The organism is Cellulomonas sp. ATA003 (assembly GCF_031582905.1).
In the GTDB taxonomy this organism is placed as follows: Bacteria; Actinomycetota; Actinomycetes; order Actinomycetales; family Cellulomonadaceae; genus Pengzhenrongella.
Genome location: NZ_CP133990.1, coordinates 3,162,753 through 3,178,363, shown reverse-complemented (window position 1 = coordinate 3,178,363; position 15,611 = coordinate 3,162,753). Strand labels below are relative to the sequence as shown.

At 75.6% G+C, this 15,611-nt stretch carries 11 protein-coding genes, 1 tRNA gene and 3 pseudogenes; 11 read left to right on the top strand and 4 right to left on the bottom strand.

Features of this window, described 5'->3' with window-relative positions:
- Positions 1-182 precede the first annotated feature (182 nt).
- Positions 183-2,021 carry a penicillin acylase family protein gene (locus REH70_RS15810; RefSeq protein WP_310748727.1) on the top strand — a complete coding sequence of 613 codons (1,839 nt, stop codon included), beginning with the start codon at positions 183-185 and terminating at the stop codon, positions 2,019-2,021.
- On the opposite strand, the pseudogene REH70_RS15805 reads toward REH70_RS15810, so the two are convergent.
- Positions 1,999-2,674 (bottom strand): annotated as a pseudogene (locus REH70_RS15805) (5-formyltetrahydrofolate cyclo-ligase). The gene REH70_RS15810 and the pseudogene REH70_RS15805 sit on opposite strands and share 23 nt — an antisense overlap.
- Positions 2,675-2,891: 217 nt before the next feature.
- Between REH70_RS15805 and glp the strand changes: the two are divergent.
- The 5 genes and pseudogenes from glp (at position 2,892) to REH70_RS15780 (ending at position 8,021) form a co-directional block, all read left to right on the top strand.
- Positions 2,892-4,130 (top strand): gephyrin-like molybdotransferase Glp, encoded by a 1,239-nt coding sequence (glp, locus tag REH70_RS15800; protein WP_310748725.1) that lies wholly within the window; start codon positions 2,892-2,894, stop codon positions 4,128-4,130.
- A 3-nt stretch (positions 4,131-4,133) separates the two neighbouring features.
- Positions 4,134-4,753 (top strand): annotated as a pseudogene (locus REH70_RS15795) (GNAT family N-acetyltransferase).
- Positions 4,754-4,908: 155 nt separating this feature from the next.
- Complete coding sequence (locus REH70_RS15790) at positions 4,909-6,177, top strand: hypothetical protein (protein WP_310748723.1); 1,269 nt, start codon at positions 4,909-4,911, stop codon at positions 6,175-6,177.
- Positions 6,178-6,257: 80 nt separating this feature from the next.
- Positions 6,258-6,330: transfer RNA gene (locus REH70_RS15785), tRNA-Ala, on the top strand.
- A gap of 212 nt (positions 6,331-6,542) precedes the next feature.
- Positions 6,543-8,021: a family 20 glycosylhydrolase gene (locus REH70_RS15780; RefSeq protein ID WP_310748721.1), complete on the top strand. Its 1,479-nt coding sequence runs from the start codon at positions 6,543-6,545 to the stop codon at positions 8,019-8,021.
- A 9-nt stretch (positions 8,022-8,030) separates the two neighbouring features.
- Here REH70_RS15780 and REH70_RS15775 read toward each other — a convergent pair whose 3' ends face one another.
- Positions 8,031-8,666 carry a hypothetical protein gene (locus REH70_RS15775; RefSeq protein WP_310748719.1) on the bottom strand — a complete coding sequence of 212 codons (636 nt, stop codon included), beginning with the start codon at positions 8,664-8,666 and terminating at the stop codon, positions 8,031-8,033.
- Positions 8,663-9,889 (bottom strand): phospholipid carrier-dependent glycosyltransferase, encoded by a 1,227-nt coding sequence (locus REH70_RS15770; protein WP_310748717.1) that lies wholly within the window; start codon positions 9,887-9,889, stop codon positions 8,663-8,665. Before REH70_RS15770 ends, REH70_RS15775 begins: the two co-directional genes overlap by 4 nt.
- 40 nt (positions 9,890-9,929) lie before the next feature.
- Here REH70_RS15770 and rsmI point away from each other — a divergent pair, with 40 nt between their 5' ends.
- Entirely contained in the window at positions 9,930-10,844 is a 915-nt protein-coding gene (gene rsmI, locus REH70_RS15765; RefSeq protein ID WP_310748715.1) for a 16S rRNA (cytidine(1402)-2'-O)-methyltransferase, read from the top strand.
- Between the two features lie 62 nt (positions 10,845-10,906).
- Here the strand turns inward: rsmI and REH70_RS15760 are convergent, their stop codons facing one another.
- Positions 10,907-11,512, bottom strand: a complete 606-nt coding sequence (locus tag REH70_RS15760) for an isochorismatase family protein (RefSeq protein WP_310748713.1) — start codon at positions 11,510-11,512, stop codon at positions 10,907-10,909.
- A gap of 552 nt (positions 11,513-12,064) precedes the next feature.
- On the opposite strand from REH70_RS15760, the gene REH70_RS15755 reads away from it, so the two are divergent.
- From REH70_RS15755 to REH70_RS15740, 4 genes and pseudogenes are all read left to right on the top strand, one after another.
- Complete coding sequence (locus REH70_RS15755; RefSeq protein ID WP_310754350.1) at positions 12,065-12,736, top strand: PQQ-dependent sugar dehydrogenase; 672 nt, start codon at positions 12,065-12,067, stop codon at positions 12,734-12,736.
- Positions 12,675-12,905 (top strand): hypothetical protein, encoded by a 231-nt coding sequence (locus REH70_RS15750; protein WP_310748711.1) that lies wholly within the window; start codon positions 12,675-12,677, stop codon positions 12,903-12,905. Before REH70_RS15755 ends, REH70_RS15750 begins: the two co-directional genes overlap by 62 nt.
- 23 nt (positions 12,906-12,928) lie before the next feature.
- A pseudogene (gene metG, locus REH70_RS15745) lies at positions 12,929-14,562 on the top strand (methionine--tRNA ligase).
- Between the two features lie 55 nt (positions 14,563-14,617).
- The gene (locus REH70_RS15740) at positions 14,618-15,532 is read left to right on the top strand and encodes a TatD family hydrolase (RefSeq protein ID WP_310748709.1); all 915 of its coding nucleotides are present in this window, start codon (positions 14,618-14,620) and stop codon (positions 15,530-15,532) included.
- The last annotated feature ends 79 nt before the right edge of the window (positions 15,533-15,611 follow it).

Sequence of the window (15,611 nt, the reverse complement as noted above, 5' to 3'; positions counted from 1 at the left end):
GACGTACGCGTCCGTGCAGGACGTCGCCCGGGTCGCGGAGCTGTTCCCCCTACCCGTACGACGTCAACGCGCCGATCATCCCCCGCCCGCGCCGGCCGAGCCGACCGCAGCCGAGGTCGAGCAGACCGCGGCGGAGGTCGAGCAGACCGCTGCGCAGGTCGAGCCCGGTCCCGGGCCCGGCGGTGAGGACGCGCCGGCCACCGCGGACCTCTCGTCCCCCGACCTGCAGGCCGCGCTGGAGTCCGCGTCAGCGGCGCTCGCCGCCGTCCCGCACCTCGTCGGCGAGGGAGGGCATCGGCTCGAACTCGTGGGTCGTCGCGGGCGCGCACACCACGACCGGGCAGCCCGTGCTCGCCAACGACCCGCACCTGGGCATCTCCGCACCGGGCATCTGGACCCAGGTCGGTCTGCGCTGCGCCGACGTCTCGGCCGAGTGCCCGTTCGACGTCGCCGGCTTCTCGTTCGCCGGGTTCCCCGGCGTGATGATCGGGCACAACGCCCAGCTCGCGTGGGGGTTCACCAATCTCGGCGCCGACGTCACCGACTTCTTCGTCGAGCGCACCGGCGTGGAGGTCTACCTGCGCGACGGCGTCCGCGAGCCGATGACCCAGCGGACCGAGATCATCGAGGTCAACGGCGGCGACGACGTCGAGCTCGTGGTCCGGACCACCGCCCACGGGCCGATCATCTCCGGGGTCCTGCCGGACGTGTACGCCGCACGCGTCGGCCCGCTGGCGGACGACCGCGGCATCGGAACCTACGAGGTCGCCCTGGGCTGGACCGCCCTGACTCCGGGCCGCACGGCGGACGCCGTCTTCGCCCTCAACACCGCGACCGGCGCCCAGGACGTCGCGGAGGCCGCGCGGCTGTTCGACGTGCCGTCCCAGAACATCGTCTACGCCACCACCGACGGCCACATCGGGTACCAGGCGCCCGGCCGCATCCCGGTCCGCCAGGCCGTGCCGGGCACGCCGGTGCCCGCCGACGGCTCCTGGCCCCGGCCGGGCTGGGACAGCCGCTACGACTGGCAGGGCTACGTCGACCCGGCGCAGATGCCCGCGGTCCAGGACCCGGCCGAAGGCTTCATCGTCACGGCGAACCAGGCGGTCACGGCGGCCGGCGTCGGCCCCTTCCTGACCCGGGACTTCGACTACGGGTACCGCGCGCAGCGGATCCGTGACTCCCTCGAGGGGATGATCGCGGCCGGCGATCCGATCGACGTCGCGGCGATGAACGCGTTGCAGCTCGACGAGCACAACCCGTACGCGGACATGGTCGTCGACACCCTGCTCGGGGTGAGCCTCGACTCCGACTTCGACGCCGCCGGCCAGCGGCTGCTGCGGGACTGGGACGGCGTCTCCCGTGCGGACTCCGCCGGGGCCGCGTACTTCTCCGCGGTGTGGTCGACGCTGCTCGAGCTCATGTTCTGGGACGAGCTGCCGGAGAACGCCCGGCCGAGCGGCGGGTCGCGATGGTTGCCGGTCGTCGCCGCGCTGCTCGAGCGTCCGGACGACGTCTGGTGGGACGACCGCACGACCGTCGGTCTGGTCGAGGGGCGCGACGAGATCCTCTCCCGTGCGCTGACCTCCGCCCGGCTCGAGCTCGCCGTCGAGATGGGCAAGGACGCCAGGGGCTGGGAGTGGGGCAAGGTGCACGTCGCGGCGCCACGCCACGCCGTCATCGGCGGTGACGGCGTGCCCGGGTTCGTGCGCCGGCTGGTCAACCCGGCGCCCATCGGTGTGGGCGGCGGCTCGTCGATCGTCAACGCGACGAGCTGGGACGCCGGCAGCGGGTCCTACGAGGTCACCGCGGCGCCGTCGATGCGCATGGTGGTCGACCTCGCCGACCTCGACGCGTCGACCTGGGTCAACCTCACCGGGACGTCAGGGCACCCGGTGAGCCCGCACTACGACGACCAGTTCGACGACTGGGCGGCCGGCCGCACGTTCCCGTGGCGGTTCAGCGCCGGCGCGGTCGAGGAGGCCGCCGCCGACACGCTCACGCTCCGGCCGGCTCCCTGAGCCAGACCCAGGTCTCCGGCGTGGCCACGGCGTCCACGAGCCGGTCGTGCGGCTCCCGCGGCAGGGGTCGGGCCGCGGCGTCGTAGACCTCCTCGGGGAACACCAGGGCGATGACGGGCGCCGCCTCCCGGGCGTGCTCCAGGGCGCGGTCGTACCAGCCGCCGCCCTGACCCAGGCGCGCACCGCCGGTGTCGACCGCGAGCGCCGGGGCGACGACGACGTCCGCTTCGGCCAGCGCCTCCGGCCCGAGGTGGTCGGTGCTCGGCTCGGGCGGCCTCCCGGGAGCGCGCTGCAGCAGGTCGTCCGCGCCGGCGTACTCGGCCCAGTCGCGCTGCAGACCCGACCCGAGCACGGGCAGCAGGACGCGCACCCCGCGCGGCGAGCCGCTCGAGCAGCGGACCGGTGTCGGGCTCGGTCGGGCGCGAGGCGTACACCGCGACGCACGACGCGCTTCCCAGCGCGGGGAAGGTGTCGAGCACGTCGGCGAAGGCCACCGCCGCCTCCTGCCGCCGCCGCTCCGACCGACCCGACCGCGCGGCCCGAATCGCGCTGCGCAGTGCATCCTTCGCGTGCTCGGCGAGCTCCGTGTCGTCCCCGTGCGCGGGGTGCCCCGCTCCGGCAGGGAACGGATAGGGCTGGGCAGCGGTGCTCATGCGCCCATTCTCCTCCATGGGACCCGCCGGGCGGCGCAGGTCGGTCGGGACCTGGTCGGTCGGGGCCAGGTCGGGTGCACCCCATCCGCGCAGGTGCGCCCGTGCGGTGCGGGCTAGCCTTCCGTCCCATGTCGAACCACACGGCGGTCACCCGCACGGGCGAACCCCGCGGCGTCCCCGGCGTCGCCGCCGGGGCGCCCGCCGCAGGTCCGCAGCGGTGAGGTCGGTTCAGGAGCAACTCGCTGCCGTGCTGGCCGGTGTGGGGCCGGTCGCGCCGCTCGACGTCGCCCTGCACGACGCCGTTGGCTGCATCCTCGCCGCCGACGTCGTGGCGACCGACGACCTTCCACTGCATCCCCTCGCGGCCCGGGACGGGTACGCCCTCGCGTCGGTCGACACCGAGGCGGCCGGTGGCCGCGACGGCGTCTCGCCGCTGCACCTCCCGGTCGCGCACGACGTGCACCCCGGGGCGGCCGCACCGCTGCGCCTGGCGCCCGGGCAGGCGGTGCGGGTCGGGTCCGGGGCGCCGCTGCCGGTCGGGGCGGACGCGGTGCTCGCGCTCGAGGACACCGACCGCGGGACGGCCCGGGTGCTCGTGCCGCGACCCGTGCGGGCCGGCGAGCACGTGCGCCGGGCCGGTGTCGACGCCGGCGCCGGCGACGTCCTGATCGCGGCCGGCACCCGCCTCGGCGCCCGGCAGCTGTCGATGGCCGCGGCGGTCGACCGCGCGCGGGTCCGGGTCCACCCCACGCCGCGCGTGGTGATCCTGTCCGTCGGGGACGAGCTGGTCGAGCCGGGGTCTCCCGCCCAGCCCGGCGCCGTCCACGATGCGAACAGCCACGCCCTGGCGACCGCGGTGCGGGACGTCGGCGCGTCGGCCATCCGCGTCGGCGTCGTCGGTGACGACCGCGCCCGGCTGCGGGAGACCCTTCGCGACCAGCTCGTGCGGGCGGACCTGCTGCTCACCACGGGCGGCCTGAGCGAGACGGACCGGGACACCGTCAAGGACGTCCTCGGCCCGCTCGGGACCGTGCGATTCGACCACGTCGCGATGAGCCCCGGCCGGCGGCAGGGCTTCGGCACGGTCGGCGGGGACGACGGCGCCGACGCGGTCCCGATCTTCGCGCTGCCCGGTCACCCGGTCGCCGCCCACGTCTCGTTCGAGGTGTTCGTCCGTCCGGCTCTGCGGGCGATGGCCGGTCGCGCCGAGCTGTTCCGGCCGTCCGTGGCCGCGTCGGCGAGCACGGGCTGGGGGTCCGCGGCCGGCGTCCGGCAGTTCGTGCCCGCCCACCTGGAGGGCAGCGCCGACGACGGCTACACCATCAGCCCGGTGGGGGACCCCGCCGTCGTCTCCCTCGCGGCGCTCGCGCGGGCGAACGCCCTCGCCGTCGTCCCCGAGGACGTCGCGTCGGTGCGCGCCGGTGACCACGTCCACTGCATCGTGCTGGAGGGCTGAGCCGTGGCGACGGGATGGCCGGCCGAGCTGGCCGACGGCGACGTCCGGCTGCGTCCGCTGCGTCGACGCGACGCCAAGACGTGGCTCGGCCTGCGGGCCGTCAACGCCCGCTGGCTCGACCCGTGGGAGGCGTCGTCGCCGGTCCCGGTCGAAGGGCCCCCGCCGACATTCGGGGAGTTCGTCCGGATGCTGTCGGCGCAGGCGCGCCGGGGAGCACGCTGCCGTTCGCCGTCGACCACGAGGGCCAGCTCGTCGGGCAGCTCACCGTCTCCGGGATCACGCTCGGGTCGCTGCGGTCGGCGTCCATCGGCTACTGGGTGTCGCAGCACGTCGCCGGTCGCGGCGTCATCCCGACCGCCGTCGCCCTCGCGACCGACCACTGCTTCGGCGTGCTGGGACTGCACCGCATCGAGATCAACATCCGCCCCGAGAACGGCCCGAGCCTGCGGGTCGTGGAGAAGCTCGGGTTCCGCGACGAGGGCCTGCGCGAGCGGTACCTGCACATCGGGGGGCACTGGCGCGACCACCGCACCTTCGCGCTCACCACGGAGGAGGTCCCGGACGGCCTGCTCGCGCGGTGGCACGCGACGCGCGCGAGCGCCCCGCCCCGCGGTCCCGAGTGACGCCGGGGTCGTGCCTGGAGTGCCCGGCGACCGCGGCTCCGTCCGGCCTGCCCGGCGCGACTGTTCGGCCGGTGGAATGACACCTGTGTAGTTCGTGGCGCCGACACGCCGCGCGCGGTACCCGGGAGGCCCCCGTTTTCGCCTACGGTCGGGGAGTGCACGACATCGCAGGCTTGGTCGCACTCGCGATCCTGGGCCTGTGGATCGCGTACCTGGTGCCGCACCGGTTGCGGTACCGGCAGCAGCTGCTCGAGTCCCGCACGGAGGACAGGTTCTCCAACGGGCTGCGGGTGCTGGTCGTCTCCGACGCTCGTCGTCGCGGCGCCGGCACCGTGGACGCTCGGGCGGAGTGCGGTCCGGGCAGCCCCAAGCGGTCCGGCCTGCTCAGCCCGGCCCGGGGTGTCCCGGTGACGGGACGGCCGGCAGTGAACGAAGGGAGAGGCGGCGTCGTGGAGCGACCGATCGGGACCCAGGGCAGGATCAGCGCGGACGACGCCCGGCGGGCAGCGCAGGTGCGCTCGCAGCGCGCCGCCTCCGTCGCACGCCGTGCCGCCGCGGCCCGGCGCCGCGCGCTGCTCACCGCGGTGCTGGGAGTGGCGAGCGTCGTCGCGTGGGTCGTGGTCGGCGTGACCTCGGTCGCCGTCGTCGCGGCAGTCGTGCCCACCGTGCTCCTCGCCGGCGTGCTCCTCCTGGGCCGTCGCGCCGTCGTGCAGGGGCGGGCCGCCGACGCCGCCTGGGAGCGGCAGCAGCGCGCCGCGGTCCGGCACCGCTCGCCGCAGGCGGTGGCGCCGCGGGTCACCGGACGCGCGCACCGCCCGTCCGACAGCCACACCGAGTCCATCGCGCAGGTCCCGGCCGGCTCGAGCCGCGCGACCACCGCGACCACCGCGACCACCGCGCCCGACGCCGCCCCCTCCACCGACACCGCTCTCTCCGCCGACACCGCGACCATGCCGGCCGCCGCCGACGACGCCCCGGGGGCGGACGCCGACGACGCCGCCACCACGGACGGCAGCATCGCCACGGACGCGACCACGCACGGCGCCCGGGCCGGCGCCGACGACGGTGCCGAGCGCCCGTCGACGATCGGGTCCGACGCGCCGGCCGAGGCCGGGGCGCCCACCGTGGCCGAGGGGCCGTCCGAGGTGCCCGCCGGCGAGCGCGCCGCCACCGTCAGCGCCGCCACCGTCGGCGCCGACTGGTCGCCCGTCCCCGTGCCGCGCCCCACCTACACGACCAAGGCCACCGCCCCGCGTCGCGAGCCGCTGCCGCTCGTCGTCGAGGAGGCCGCCGCCCCCGCGGCGACGGTCGCCGTGCGGTCCGACGCCCAGGTCGCCGACGGCCAGGCCACCGACGGTGCCCCTGCCGCGCCGACGCTCGACCTCGACGCGATCCTGGCCCGCCGCCGCGCCGCCGGTGAGTGACGCGCACCGCCCGTCACCGCCGCGGTCGCGCGCCGATTTCTCGGATCGCCTCACCCTGGGCTAATCTTGAGCCCGCTCGAGGGGCTGTGGCGCAGTTGGTAGCGCGTCTCGTTCGCAATGAGAAGGTCAGGGGTTCGAATCCCCTCAGCTCCACCCTCGACAGGCCCCGTCACCCGCTCCGGCAGGTGACGGGGCCTTCGTCGTCCCCGGCCCGGACCGCCGCGACGGACCGTCGCGCGGCGCGCCTCCGCGCGGCCGTCCGCACCGCCCGTGCCCCTGCGCCGACCGGGTGAAAGCCGCGCCGGACCCCTCAGGCCACGGTCTAGCGTGACCGGGATGAGTCGACGTGGACGGGCGAGGCGGTCATGAGTGCGACGGATCCCCTGCTCCTGGTGCCCGCACCCCTGAGCGTGCGTCCTCTCGAGGGCTCGCCGTTCGTGCTCGGGCCGGACCTGCGCGTCGTCGTCGGTGACACCCCGGAGGAGATCGGTGCGGGGGTGCTGGCGGCCGAGGTGATCGGTGCCCTGGTCGACACCCCGCTCGGGTTGCAGACCGGTGACGACCCCGCGCCCGGCGCCGTCCACCTGCGCCTCGCCGACGACGCCGGGCCGCTCGACGCCGACCCCACGGAGCGGTACTCGCTCACGGTGACCGCCGACGGCGTCGAGGTGCTCGCGCCGCGAGCCGCCGGGCTGCTGCACGGCGTCGCGACCCTGCGCCAGCTCCTGCGACCCGGCCCGGACGGGGAGGTCACGGTGCCCGCCGTCGTCGTGCACGACGCGCCCCGGTACGAATGGCGCGGGCTGAGCCTGGACGTCGTCCGGCACTTCTTCACGGTCGACCAGGTGACCGCGGTGCTCGGGCTGATGAGCGAGCTCAAGCTCAACGTGCTGCACCTGCACCTGAGCGACGACCAGGGCTGGCGCCTCGACGTGCCGTCCCGGCCGGAGCTCGCGGCGCGGTCGTCCGGCACCGAGGTGGGCGGGGGACCGGGCGGCTGCTACTCCGCCGACGACTTCGCGCAGATCGTCGCCCACGCCGCGGCCCGGCACATCACGGTCGTCCCGGAGATCGACGTCCCCGGGCACGTCAACGCCGCGCTGCACGCCCTGCCCGAGCTCACGCCCGACGGCGTCGCGCCGCCGCCCTACACCGGGACCGAGGTCGGCTTCAGCCGCCTCCACCGCGACGTGCCGGCGACCCGCGCCTTCCTCCAGGACGTCCTCGGGGACGTCGCTGCGATGACGCCCGGTCCCTACCTGCACATCGGTGGTGACGAGGTGCTGACGATGGCGCCCGAGGAGTACCGGTGGTTCGTGCGGACCGCGCAGGACGTCGCGCGCGCCGCGGGCAAGACCGTCGTCGGCTGGCAGGAGATCGCCCTCGCCGACGTCGAGCCGGGAACGGTCGTGCAGTTCTGGGACCCGCGCGCCGACCCCGAGCCGTTCGCCGCGGCCGCCGCCGCGGGAGCGCGGCTGCTGATGTCGCCCGGCTCGCGGGTCTACCTGGACATGAAGTACGACGCCGACTCCCCGCTCGGGCTGGACTGGGCCGGGTTCGTCGAGGTGCGCGACTCCTACGACTGGGACCCGGACGCGGCGATCCCGGGGGTGCCGGCCGACGCCGTCGTCGGCGTGGAGGCCGCGGTGTGGACGGAGACCGTGCCCACCCTCGAGGATCTGTTCGTCATGCTGCTCCCGCGGCTCGCGGCCGTCGCCGAGGTCGCGTGGTCGGCGCAGGACCGCCGCGGGTGGGCCGGCTTCCGCACCCGGGTGGCCGGGCTCGCCGCGGGATGGGACCGCGCCGGCTACCCGTGGTACCCCAGCCCGCAGGTGGACTGGTAGGTAGGGCGGTCAGACCCAGGTCGGCAGCCACACGTGCAGCCGCCAGAACCAGAACGGGACCGTCTGCGCCGTCCAGACCGGCCAGAAGAACGCGCTGACCACGACGACGACCGTGAGGAGCGCGACCACGAGCGCGAGCCGGGTGCGTGACCGGACGGCGCCGGGACGCGGCGCGCGGTCGTCGGTGGGCGCGGCGTCGTCGGGCAGGCCGAGCAGCCGACCGACCGCCCAGGTGAGCGTGAGCACCATCCACGGGGCGAAGGCGATCGAGTAGAACGTGAAGATCGTGCGGTGGGCGTAGCCGAGCCACGGCAGCCACCCCGCCGCGATGCCGGACACCGCCGCACCGGCCCGCCAGTCGCGGTGCGCCACGAGCCACCACAGCGCCACGAGCACCGCGACCGACGCCGCCCACCACAGCACGGGGTTGCCCAGGGCCGTGACCGCCGCCGAGCAGCTGTCCGCCCCGCACATCGCGCGGGCCGGCACCGGTGTCTCGTAGTGGAAGGCGGTCGGGCGCCACTGCACCGGCCACCCCAGCGGGTGCGCGGCGTAGCCGTGCTCGGAGGTCAGCCCCCGGTGGAAGTCCCACATCTGCCGGTGGTAGTGCCACCACGAGCGCAGCGCCTCGGGCAGCCAGGTCACGCCGTCGCCGGGGTGACCGGCGGCCCAGTCCCGCAGGTACGCCCCGGGGTGCGGAACCAGCTGGCCCAGGAGGCGACGTAGACCGCGGCGGCGACCGGCACGGTCGCGAGGAACGCCGGGACGCCGTCGCGCAGCACGCCACCGGTCAGCCAGCGGGGGACGCCGGCGGCCCGGCGGGCCGCGACGTCCCACGCCACGGTCATGAGGCCGAACACGGCCAGGAAGTACAGGCCCGACCACTTCGTGCCGATCGCCAGCCCGAGCAGCACCCCGGCGGCGAGCCGCCACGGCCGGGCGCCGAGCCGTGGGCCGAGCCCGCGCACGCGTGGACCGGGTGACCCGTCCGGACCCGGGTCCCGGGCTGCCCGGCGCGCGAGACGGCGCCGGGCCGCCTCGCGGTCGAGGAGCAGCGCACCGAACGCCGCGATCACGAAGAGCGTGAGGAAGCCGTCGAGCAGGGCGGTGCGCGAGTGCACGATCGCCTGCCCGTCGATCGCCAGCAGCCCGCCGGCGAGCGTGCCGAGTGCCGTGGACGCGAACAGGCGGCGCGCGATCCGGGCGAGCAGCAGCACGCTGAGCGTCCCGGCGACGGCGGCGCCCAGCCGCCAGCCCCACGGCTCCGTCCCGCCGACGTGCAGACCGAGCGCGATGAGCCACTTGCCGACCTGCGGGTGCACCGCGTAGTCCGCCGTGGGCAGGAACGTGTCGACGTCGCCGGCCTCGAACGCCGGGTTCGGGTCGTCCGGCCACCGCGCCTCGTACCCGACCCGCAGCAGGGTGTACGCCTGCTTGACGTAGTAGGTCTCGTCGAACACGAGCGTGGGCGGGCGGTCGAGGTGGACGAAGCGCACGACGGCGGCCAGCGCCGTCACCAGCAGCGGGCCGAGCCACCCGAGCACCCGGTCCCGCCGGGTCGCACCGAGCCGCAGCGTCGCCGAGCCCAGCAGGCGGTGCAGGAGGTCCGGGTGGGATCCCGGCGTCGTGCCCGACGTCGTCGCGCCGGTGGCGCGGGTGGTGCCGGTGGCGCCGGTGGTGCCGGACGTCGTCGCACGGGTGGCGCCGGTGGCGCGAGTGGAGTCGGACGTCGTCGTGCCCGGCGTCGCGGTGCTCGTGGCAGTGCCGATGGCGGCGTGCGGCGCGTCAGGGGTGCCGAGCGGTGACCCGTGCGGGGTCCCCGGGTCGGCGGGCCCGTGCGGGTCGCCGGCCGTGGGGGAGGACGTCACGGGCGTCATCGTAGGGGCGGGGCCGTGGCAGGCTCGGGGGATGACTGCCGGTCGCCTCGTCCTCGCCGCCACCCCGATCGGCGACGTGGAGGACGCGTCCCCGCGGCTGCGCCGCCTCCTCGCGGAGGCGGACGTGGTCGCCGCCGAGGACACCCGGCGGCTGCGCTCGCTCGTCGCCCGGCTCGAGGTCACCGTCGGCGGCCGGGTGGTCAGCTATCACGAGCACAACGAGTCCGCGCGTGCCGAGGAGCTCCTCGACGTCGTCCGCGGCGGCGGGACGGTGCTCGTGGTGACCGACGCCGGCATGCCGGTCGTGTCCGACCCCGGGTTCCGGGTGGTCGCGGCCGCGGTGGAGGCCGGCCTGCCGGTCACCGCCGCCCCCGGACCGAGCGCGGTGCTCACCGCGCTCGCGCTGTCCGGGCTGCCGACCGACCGCTTCTGCTTCGAGGGCTTCCCGCCGCGCAAGGGCGGTGAGCGACTGCGCGGGTTCGCCGAGCTCGCCGACGAGCGCCGCACGATGGTGTTCTTCGAGTCCCCGCACCGGCTCGCCGCGACACTGGCCGACATGGCGACGGCCTTCGGCGGCGACCGTCCCGCGGCGGTGTGCCGTGAGCTCACTAAGACCTACGAGGAGGTCGTCCGGCGCCCGCTCGGTGAGCTCGCGCGCTGGGCCGACGAGGTCGAGGTGCGCGGGGAGATCTCGGTCGTGGTCGCCGGGGCGCCGCCGCGCGCAGCGGTCGCGGTCGACGACCTCGTCGGCGAGGTGCTGGCCCGCGTCGACGCGGGTGAGCGCCTCAAGGACGCGGTGGCCGACGTCGCCGCGGCGGGTGGTGCGCCCAAGCGCGCGCTGTACGACGCCGCCGTCGCGCGGCGCCGCGCCCCGGGGCACCCGCGACCCCCTGACCCGACCCGCTTCCCGTCGAGTGCGACGTTTTCGACCGTTCGCGACGCGTGAGAGGTGGAATACGTCGCACTCGGCGGAGGAGTGCGTCAGGACCGGCCCCGGGCGGGCCGCGACTACAGGTCGGTCGAGGCCACGAGCTCCACGCCGGCGTCGGCGAGCTCGGCGCGGGCCGCCGCCCCCTGCTCCGGCGTGACCGGTGCGGTGAGGTCGGTGAGGACCCGGGTGCGCAGGCCGGCGCGGACGGCGTCGAGCGCGGTCGCCTTGACGCAGTGCGACTCGGCGAGCCCGACGACGTCGACCTCGGTGATCTCGAGGTCGGCGAGGATCGACGCGAGCGGGCGCCCCTCGCCGTCGAGCCCCTCGAAGCCCGAGTACGCGGCCTGGTTCTCGCCCTTCTTCACCATGACCTCGGGGTAGAGCTCGGACAGGGCCGGGTGCAGCTCCGCCTCCTGGGTGCCCGCGACCGCGTGCGGCGGCCACGAGTCGACGAAGTCGGGCTCGTCGGAGAAGTGGTCGCCCGGGTCCACGTGCCAGTCCTGCGTGGTGACGAGCGTGTCGTACCGGTCCCGGCGCAGGCTCGCGAACGCGGCGACCGCGTGCGCGACGTCGTCGCCGCCGTCGACCGGCAGGGATCCGCCCTCGCAGAAGGTGGGCTGGACGTCGACGATCAGCAGCGCCCGGTGGGTCGGCTCGCTGATCGGTGCGGTGCTGGTGCTCATGGCGTCCCTCCGGTGGTGCGCGTGCGTGGGCGACGGCTCGCCCGACCGCACCAGCCTGGCAGCACCGGCCCGCCCGTGCGCAGCCGGCGTCCGACCCGCGGTGGCCCGGGCCGCGGTGAGGCCGCATGCTGGACGTCCGGCACCCAGGACGGACGACGCCCATGACCCCCGGACCCGCACCGCACGGACCGCCACGCTCGCCGCCGCCCTGCTCGTGCTGCCCCTGGTCGGCGGGTGCTCGGGGTCCGGGTCCACGTCGCCGGAGGGGGCGATCGTGCCGCCCAGCCCCGGGCCGACGTCCGCGCCCGGCGCCGGAACCCGCGCCGACGTGCCGCCCGGCCCGGTCACCGAGGTCACCGTGACCGGGACGCAGGACGTCGTCACCGGCCTCGAGGCGCCGTGGGGCGTCGCCCTGCTGCCGAACGGTGACGCCCTGGTCACCCTCCGCGACCGCGCGCAGGTCGTCCGCGTGTCCGACGGCGTCGCGACCCAACTCGACGGCCCCGGGGCGCAGGACCTCGCGACCGGCACCCGGACGCAGGGGAGGGTGGCCTGCTCGGGGTCGCCGTCCAGCCCGACGCCGCCGGGGCGCCCGTCGTCTTCCTCTACCGGACGACGCCGCGCGGCAACGAGGTGGTGCGCGGCCGGCTCGTGCCCGAGGGGCTCTCCGACCTCGAGACGGTCCTCGACGGCATCCCGGCGTCCGGCAACCACAACGGCGGACGGATCGCCTTCGGTCCCGACGGCCTGCTCTACGTCGCCACGGGCGACGCCGGGCTCCCGTCGCGCGCGCAGGACCCGGACGACCTGGGCGGCAAGATCCTGCGGATCACCGTCGACGGCGACCCCGCCCCGGACAACCCGGACCCCGGCTCGCCGGTCTGGAGCCTCGGGCACCGCAACGTCCAGGGACTGGGCTGGGCGCCGGACGGCACCATGTTCGCGAGCGAGTTCGGCCAGAACACGTGGGACGAGCTCAACGTCATCGAACCGGGCGGCAACTACGGCTGGCCGGTGGTCGAGGGCGGCGGCGGGGAGCGGGCACCGGCAGCACGGGCGGCTCGGGCGGCTCGGTGGCCGACGACGTCGACCTCGTCCCCCGGTCGCGACGTGGGCGACGTCGGAAGCCTCACCCAGCGGGCTCACGGTCACCGACGAGGGCGTGTACCTCGCCGGTCTGCGCGGCGCGCGGCTGTGGCGGGTCGCGCTCGGCGGCCCGGGTGACCCGGCCGTCGTCGGGGAGCCGCAGGCGCTGCTCACCGACGAGCTCGGACGGCTGCGCGCGGTGCTCCCCGGCCCCGACGACGGCCTGTGGGTCCTGACGAACAACACCGACGGCCGCGGCGACCCGCAGCCGGGTGACGACCGGATCGTGCACGTCACGGTGGGCTGATCGGGCGGTCCTACGATGTCCGCATGCCCGAGCCCCGTGCCTTCTACCTGACCACGCCGATCTACTACGTGAACGACGCCCCGCACATCGGGCACGCGTACACGACGGTCGCGGGGGACATGGTGACCCGGTGGCACCGGCAGCGGCAGGAGCCGGTCTGGTTCCTCACCGGTACCGACGAGCACGGTCAGAAGGTGCTGCGCACCGCCGAGGCGAACGGTGTGGGCCCGCAGGCGTGGGCGGACCGGCTCGTCGAGGAGTCCTGGAAGCCGGTGCTCGGCACGATCGACGCCGCCAACGACGACTTCATCCGCACCACGGAGCAGCGCCACACCACGCGTGTCCAGCGCTTCTGGCAGGACCTGCACGACCGCGGCGAGGTCTACGAGGGGGCTACGAGGGTCCGTACTGCGTGGGCTGCGAGGAGTACAAGGTCCCCGGGGAGCTCGTGGACGGCACCGGCGAGTACGCCGGCCAGAAGCTGTGCCCCATCCACGGCCGGCCGGTCGAGATGCTCACGGAGCAGAACTACTTCTTCCGGATGAGCGCCTACGCCGAGCGGCTGCTCGAGCACTACGAGGCCAACCCGACGTTCGTGCAGCCCGAGAGCGCCCGCAACGAGGTGATGGCGTTCGTCCGGCAGGGCCTGCAGGACCTGTCGATCTCGCGCAGCACCTTCGACTGGGGCATCCCGATCCCGTGGAACTCCCAGCACGTGCTGTACGTGTGGATCGACGCGCTGCTCAACTACGCCACCGCGATCGGCTACGGCTCGGACGACCCGGAGGAGCAGGCGCGGTTCGCGCGCACCTGGCCGGCCGACGTCCACCTCGTCGGCAAGGACATCCTGCGGTTCCACGCCGTCATCTGGCCGGCGATGCTCATGGCCGCCGGGCTCGAGCTGCCCAAGCAGGTCTTCGCGCACGGCTGGCTGCTCGTGGGCGGCGAGAAGATGAGCAAGTCCAAGCTCACCGGCATCGCGCCGAGCCAGATCATCGACCACTTCGGCTCCGACGCGTTCCGCTACTACTTCCTGCGCGCCATCCCGTTCGGGCAGGACGGCTCCTTCTCCTGGGAGGACCTCTCCGCGCGGTACAACGCCGAGCTCGCCAACGGGTTCGGCAACCTGGCCTCGCGCGTCGCGGCGATGATCGGCAAGTACTTCGACGGCGCGCTGCCGGAGGCCGGGCAGCCCGGTCCGGCGGAGGTCGCCCTGGCCGACGTCGCCGCGCAGGCGGTGGCCGACGCCGAGGCGGCGATCGACCGGCTCGCGCTGCACGAGGCGATCGGCGCGGTGTGGACGCTCGTCGAGGCGACCAACGGCTACCTCACCGAGCAGGCCCCGTGGCAGGTCGCCAAGGACCCCTCCGAGCGGGCCGACGACGGGGCGGGGTACCGCCAGGGCGGTCGCCTCGCCACGATCCTCGTCACGGCCGCCGAGGCGCTGCGCGCGCTCGCGGTCCTGCTGCACCCGGTGACCCCGCGCGCCGCCCAGGCGCTGTGGGACTCGCTCGGCGCCGAGGTGCCGCTCGGCCAGCTCGCCGCGCAGCCGGTCTCGACGGCGGCCGTGCTCGCCGGGCTCCCGGCCGGCACCCGGGTCACCAAGGGCGCGTCGCTGTTCCCGCGCCTGGAGGACCCGGCGGACCCGGCCGCGTGAGCCGGCGGTCGAGCCGGACGGTGGGCCGGACGGCGCGCCCCACGGTGGGCGGCCGATGAGCCCGCGCCGGCCGCGCGACCGGAGCTGGCCGCCCGCGCCCGAGCCGCTGCCGGTCGCCGTCGTCGACAACCACACGCACCTGGACACCGACGCCGAGCTCGACGACGGCCAGGCCCCGCCGTCGGTCGCCGAGCAGATCGCGCGCGCGTCCGCGGTCGGCGTCCCGCGCATGGTCCAGATCGGCTGCGACCTGCCCGCGGCCCGGTGGACCGACCGCGTCGTCCGCGAGCACCCGGCCCTGCTGGGCGGGGTCGCGGTGCATCCCAACGAGGCCACGCTGTTCGCGGGCGCTGTCGACCCCGGGCCGGACGGTCTGGTCCCGCGACCGCGCCCCGAGCACGCCGTCGGGCTGGACGCCGCGATCACCGAGATCGCCGACCTCGCCCGCGGGAACGACCGCATCCGGGTCATCGGGGAGACCGGGCTGGACCACTTCCGGTCCGGCGAGGACGGCCGCGCCGCCCAGGTCGACTCGTTCCGTGCGCACATCGCGCTGGCCAAGGAGCTCGGGCTCGCCCTGCAGATCCACGACCGGGATGCGCACGCCGACGTCCTCGCGGTGCTCGAGCGCGACGGCGCCCCGGAGCGCACGGTCTTCCACTGCTTCTCCGGCGACGTCGAGATGGCGCGGCTGTGCGCCGACCGTGGCTGGTACCTGTCCTTTGCCGGACCGGTGACGTTCGCGGCGAACGTCGGGCTGCGCGACGCGCTCGCCGCCGTCCCGCTCACCCAGGTGCTCGTGGAGACCGATGCGCCGTACCTCACGCCGCACCCGTACCGCGGTCGACCGAACGCGCCGTACCTCGTCCCGCTGACGATGCGGACGATCGCCGATGTGCACGGCGTCCCGCTCGCCGACGCCTGCTGGACCGTCGCCGCGACCTCCGAGGCGGTCTACGGCCCCTGGTGAGCGCCCGCACCGCCGGGTGGGAGGCGGGTGAGAGACGGGTGAGAGGCCGGGTGAAAGGCGGCCGGCGGACCCATCCGAG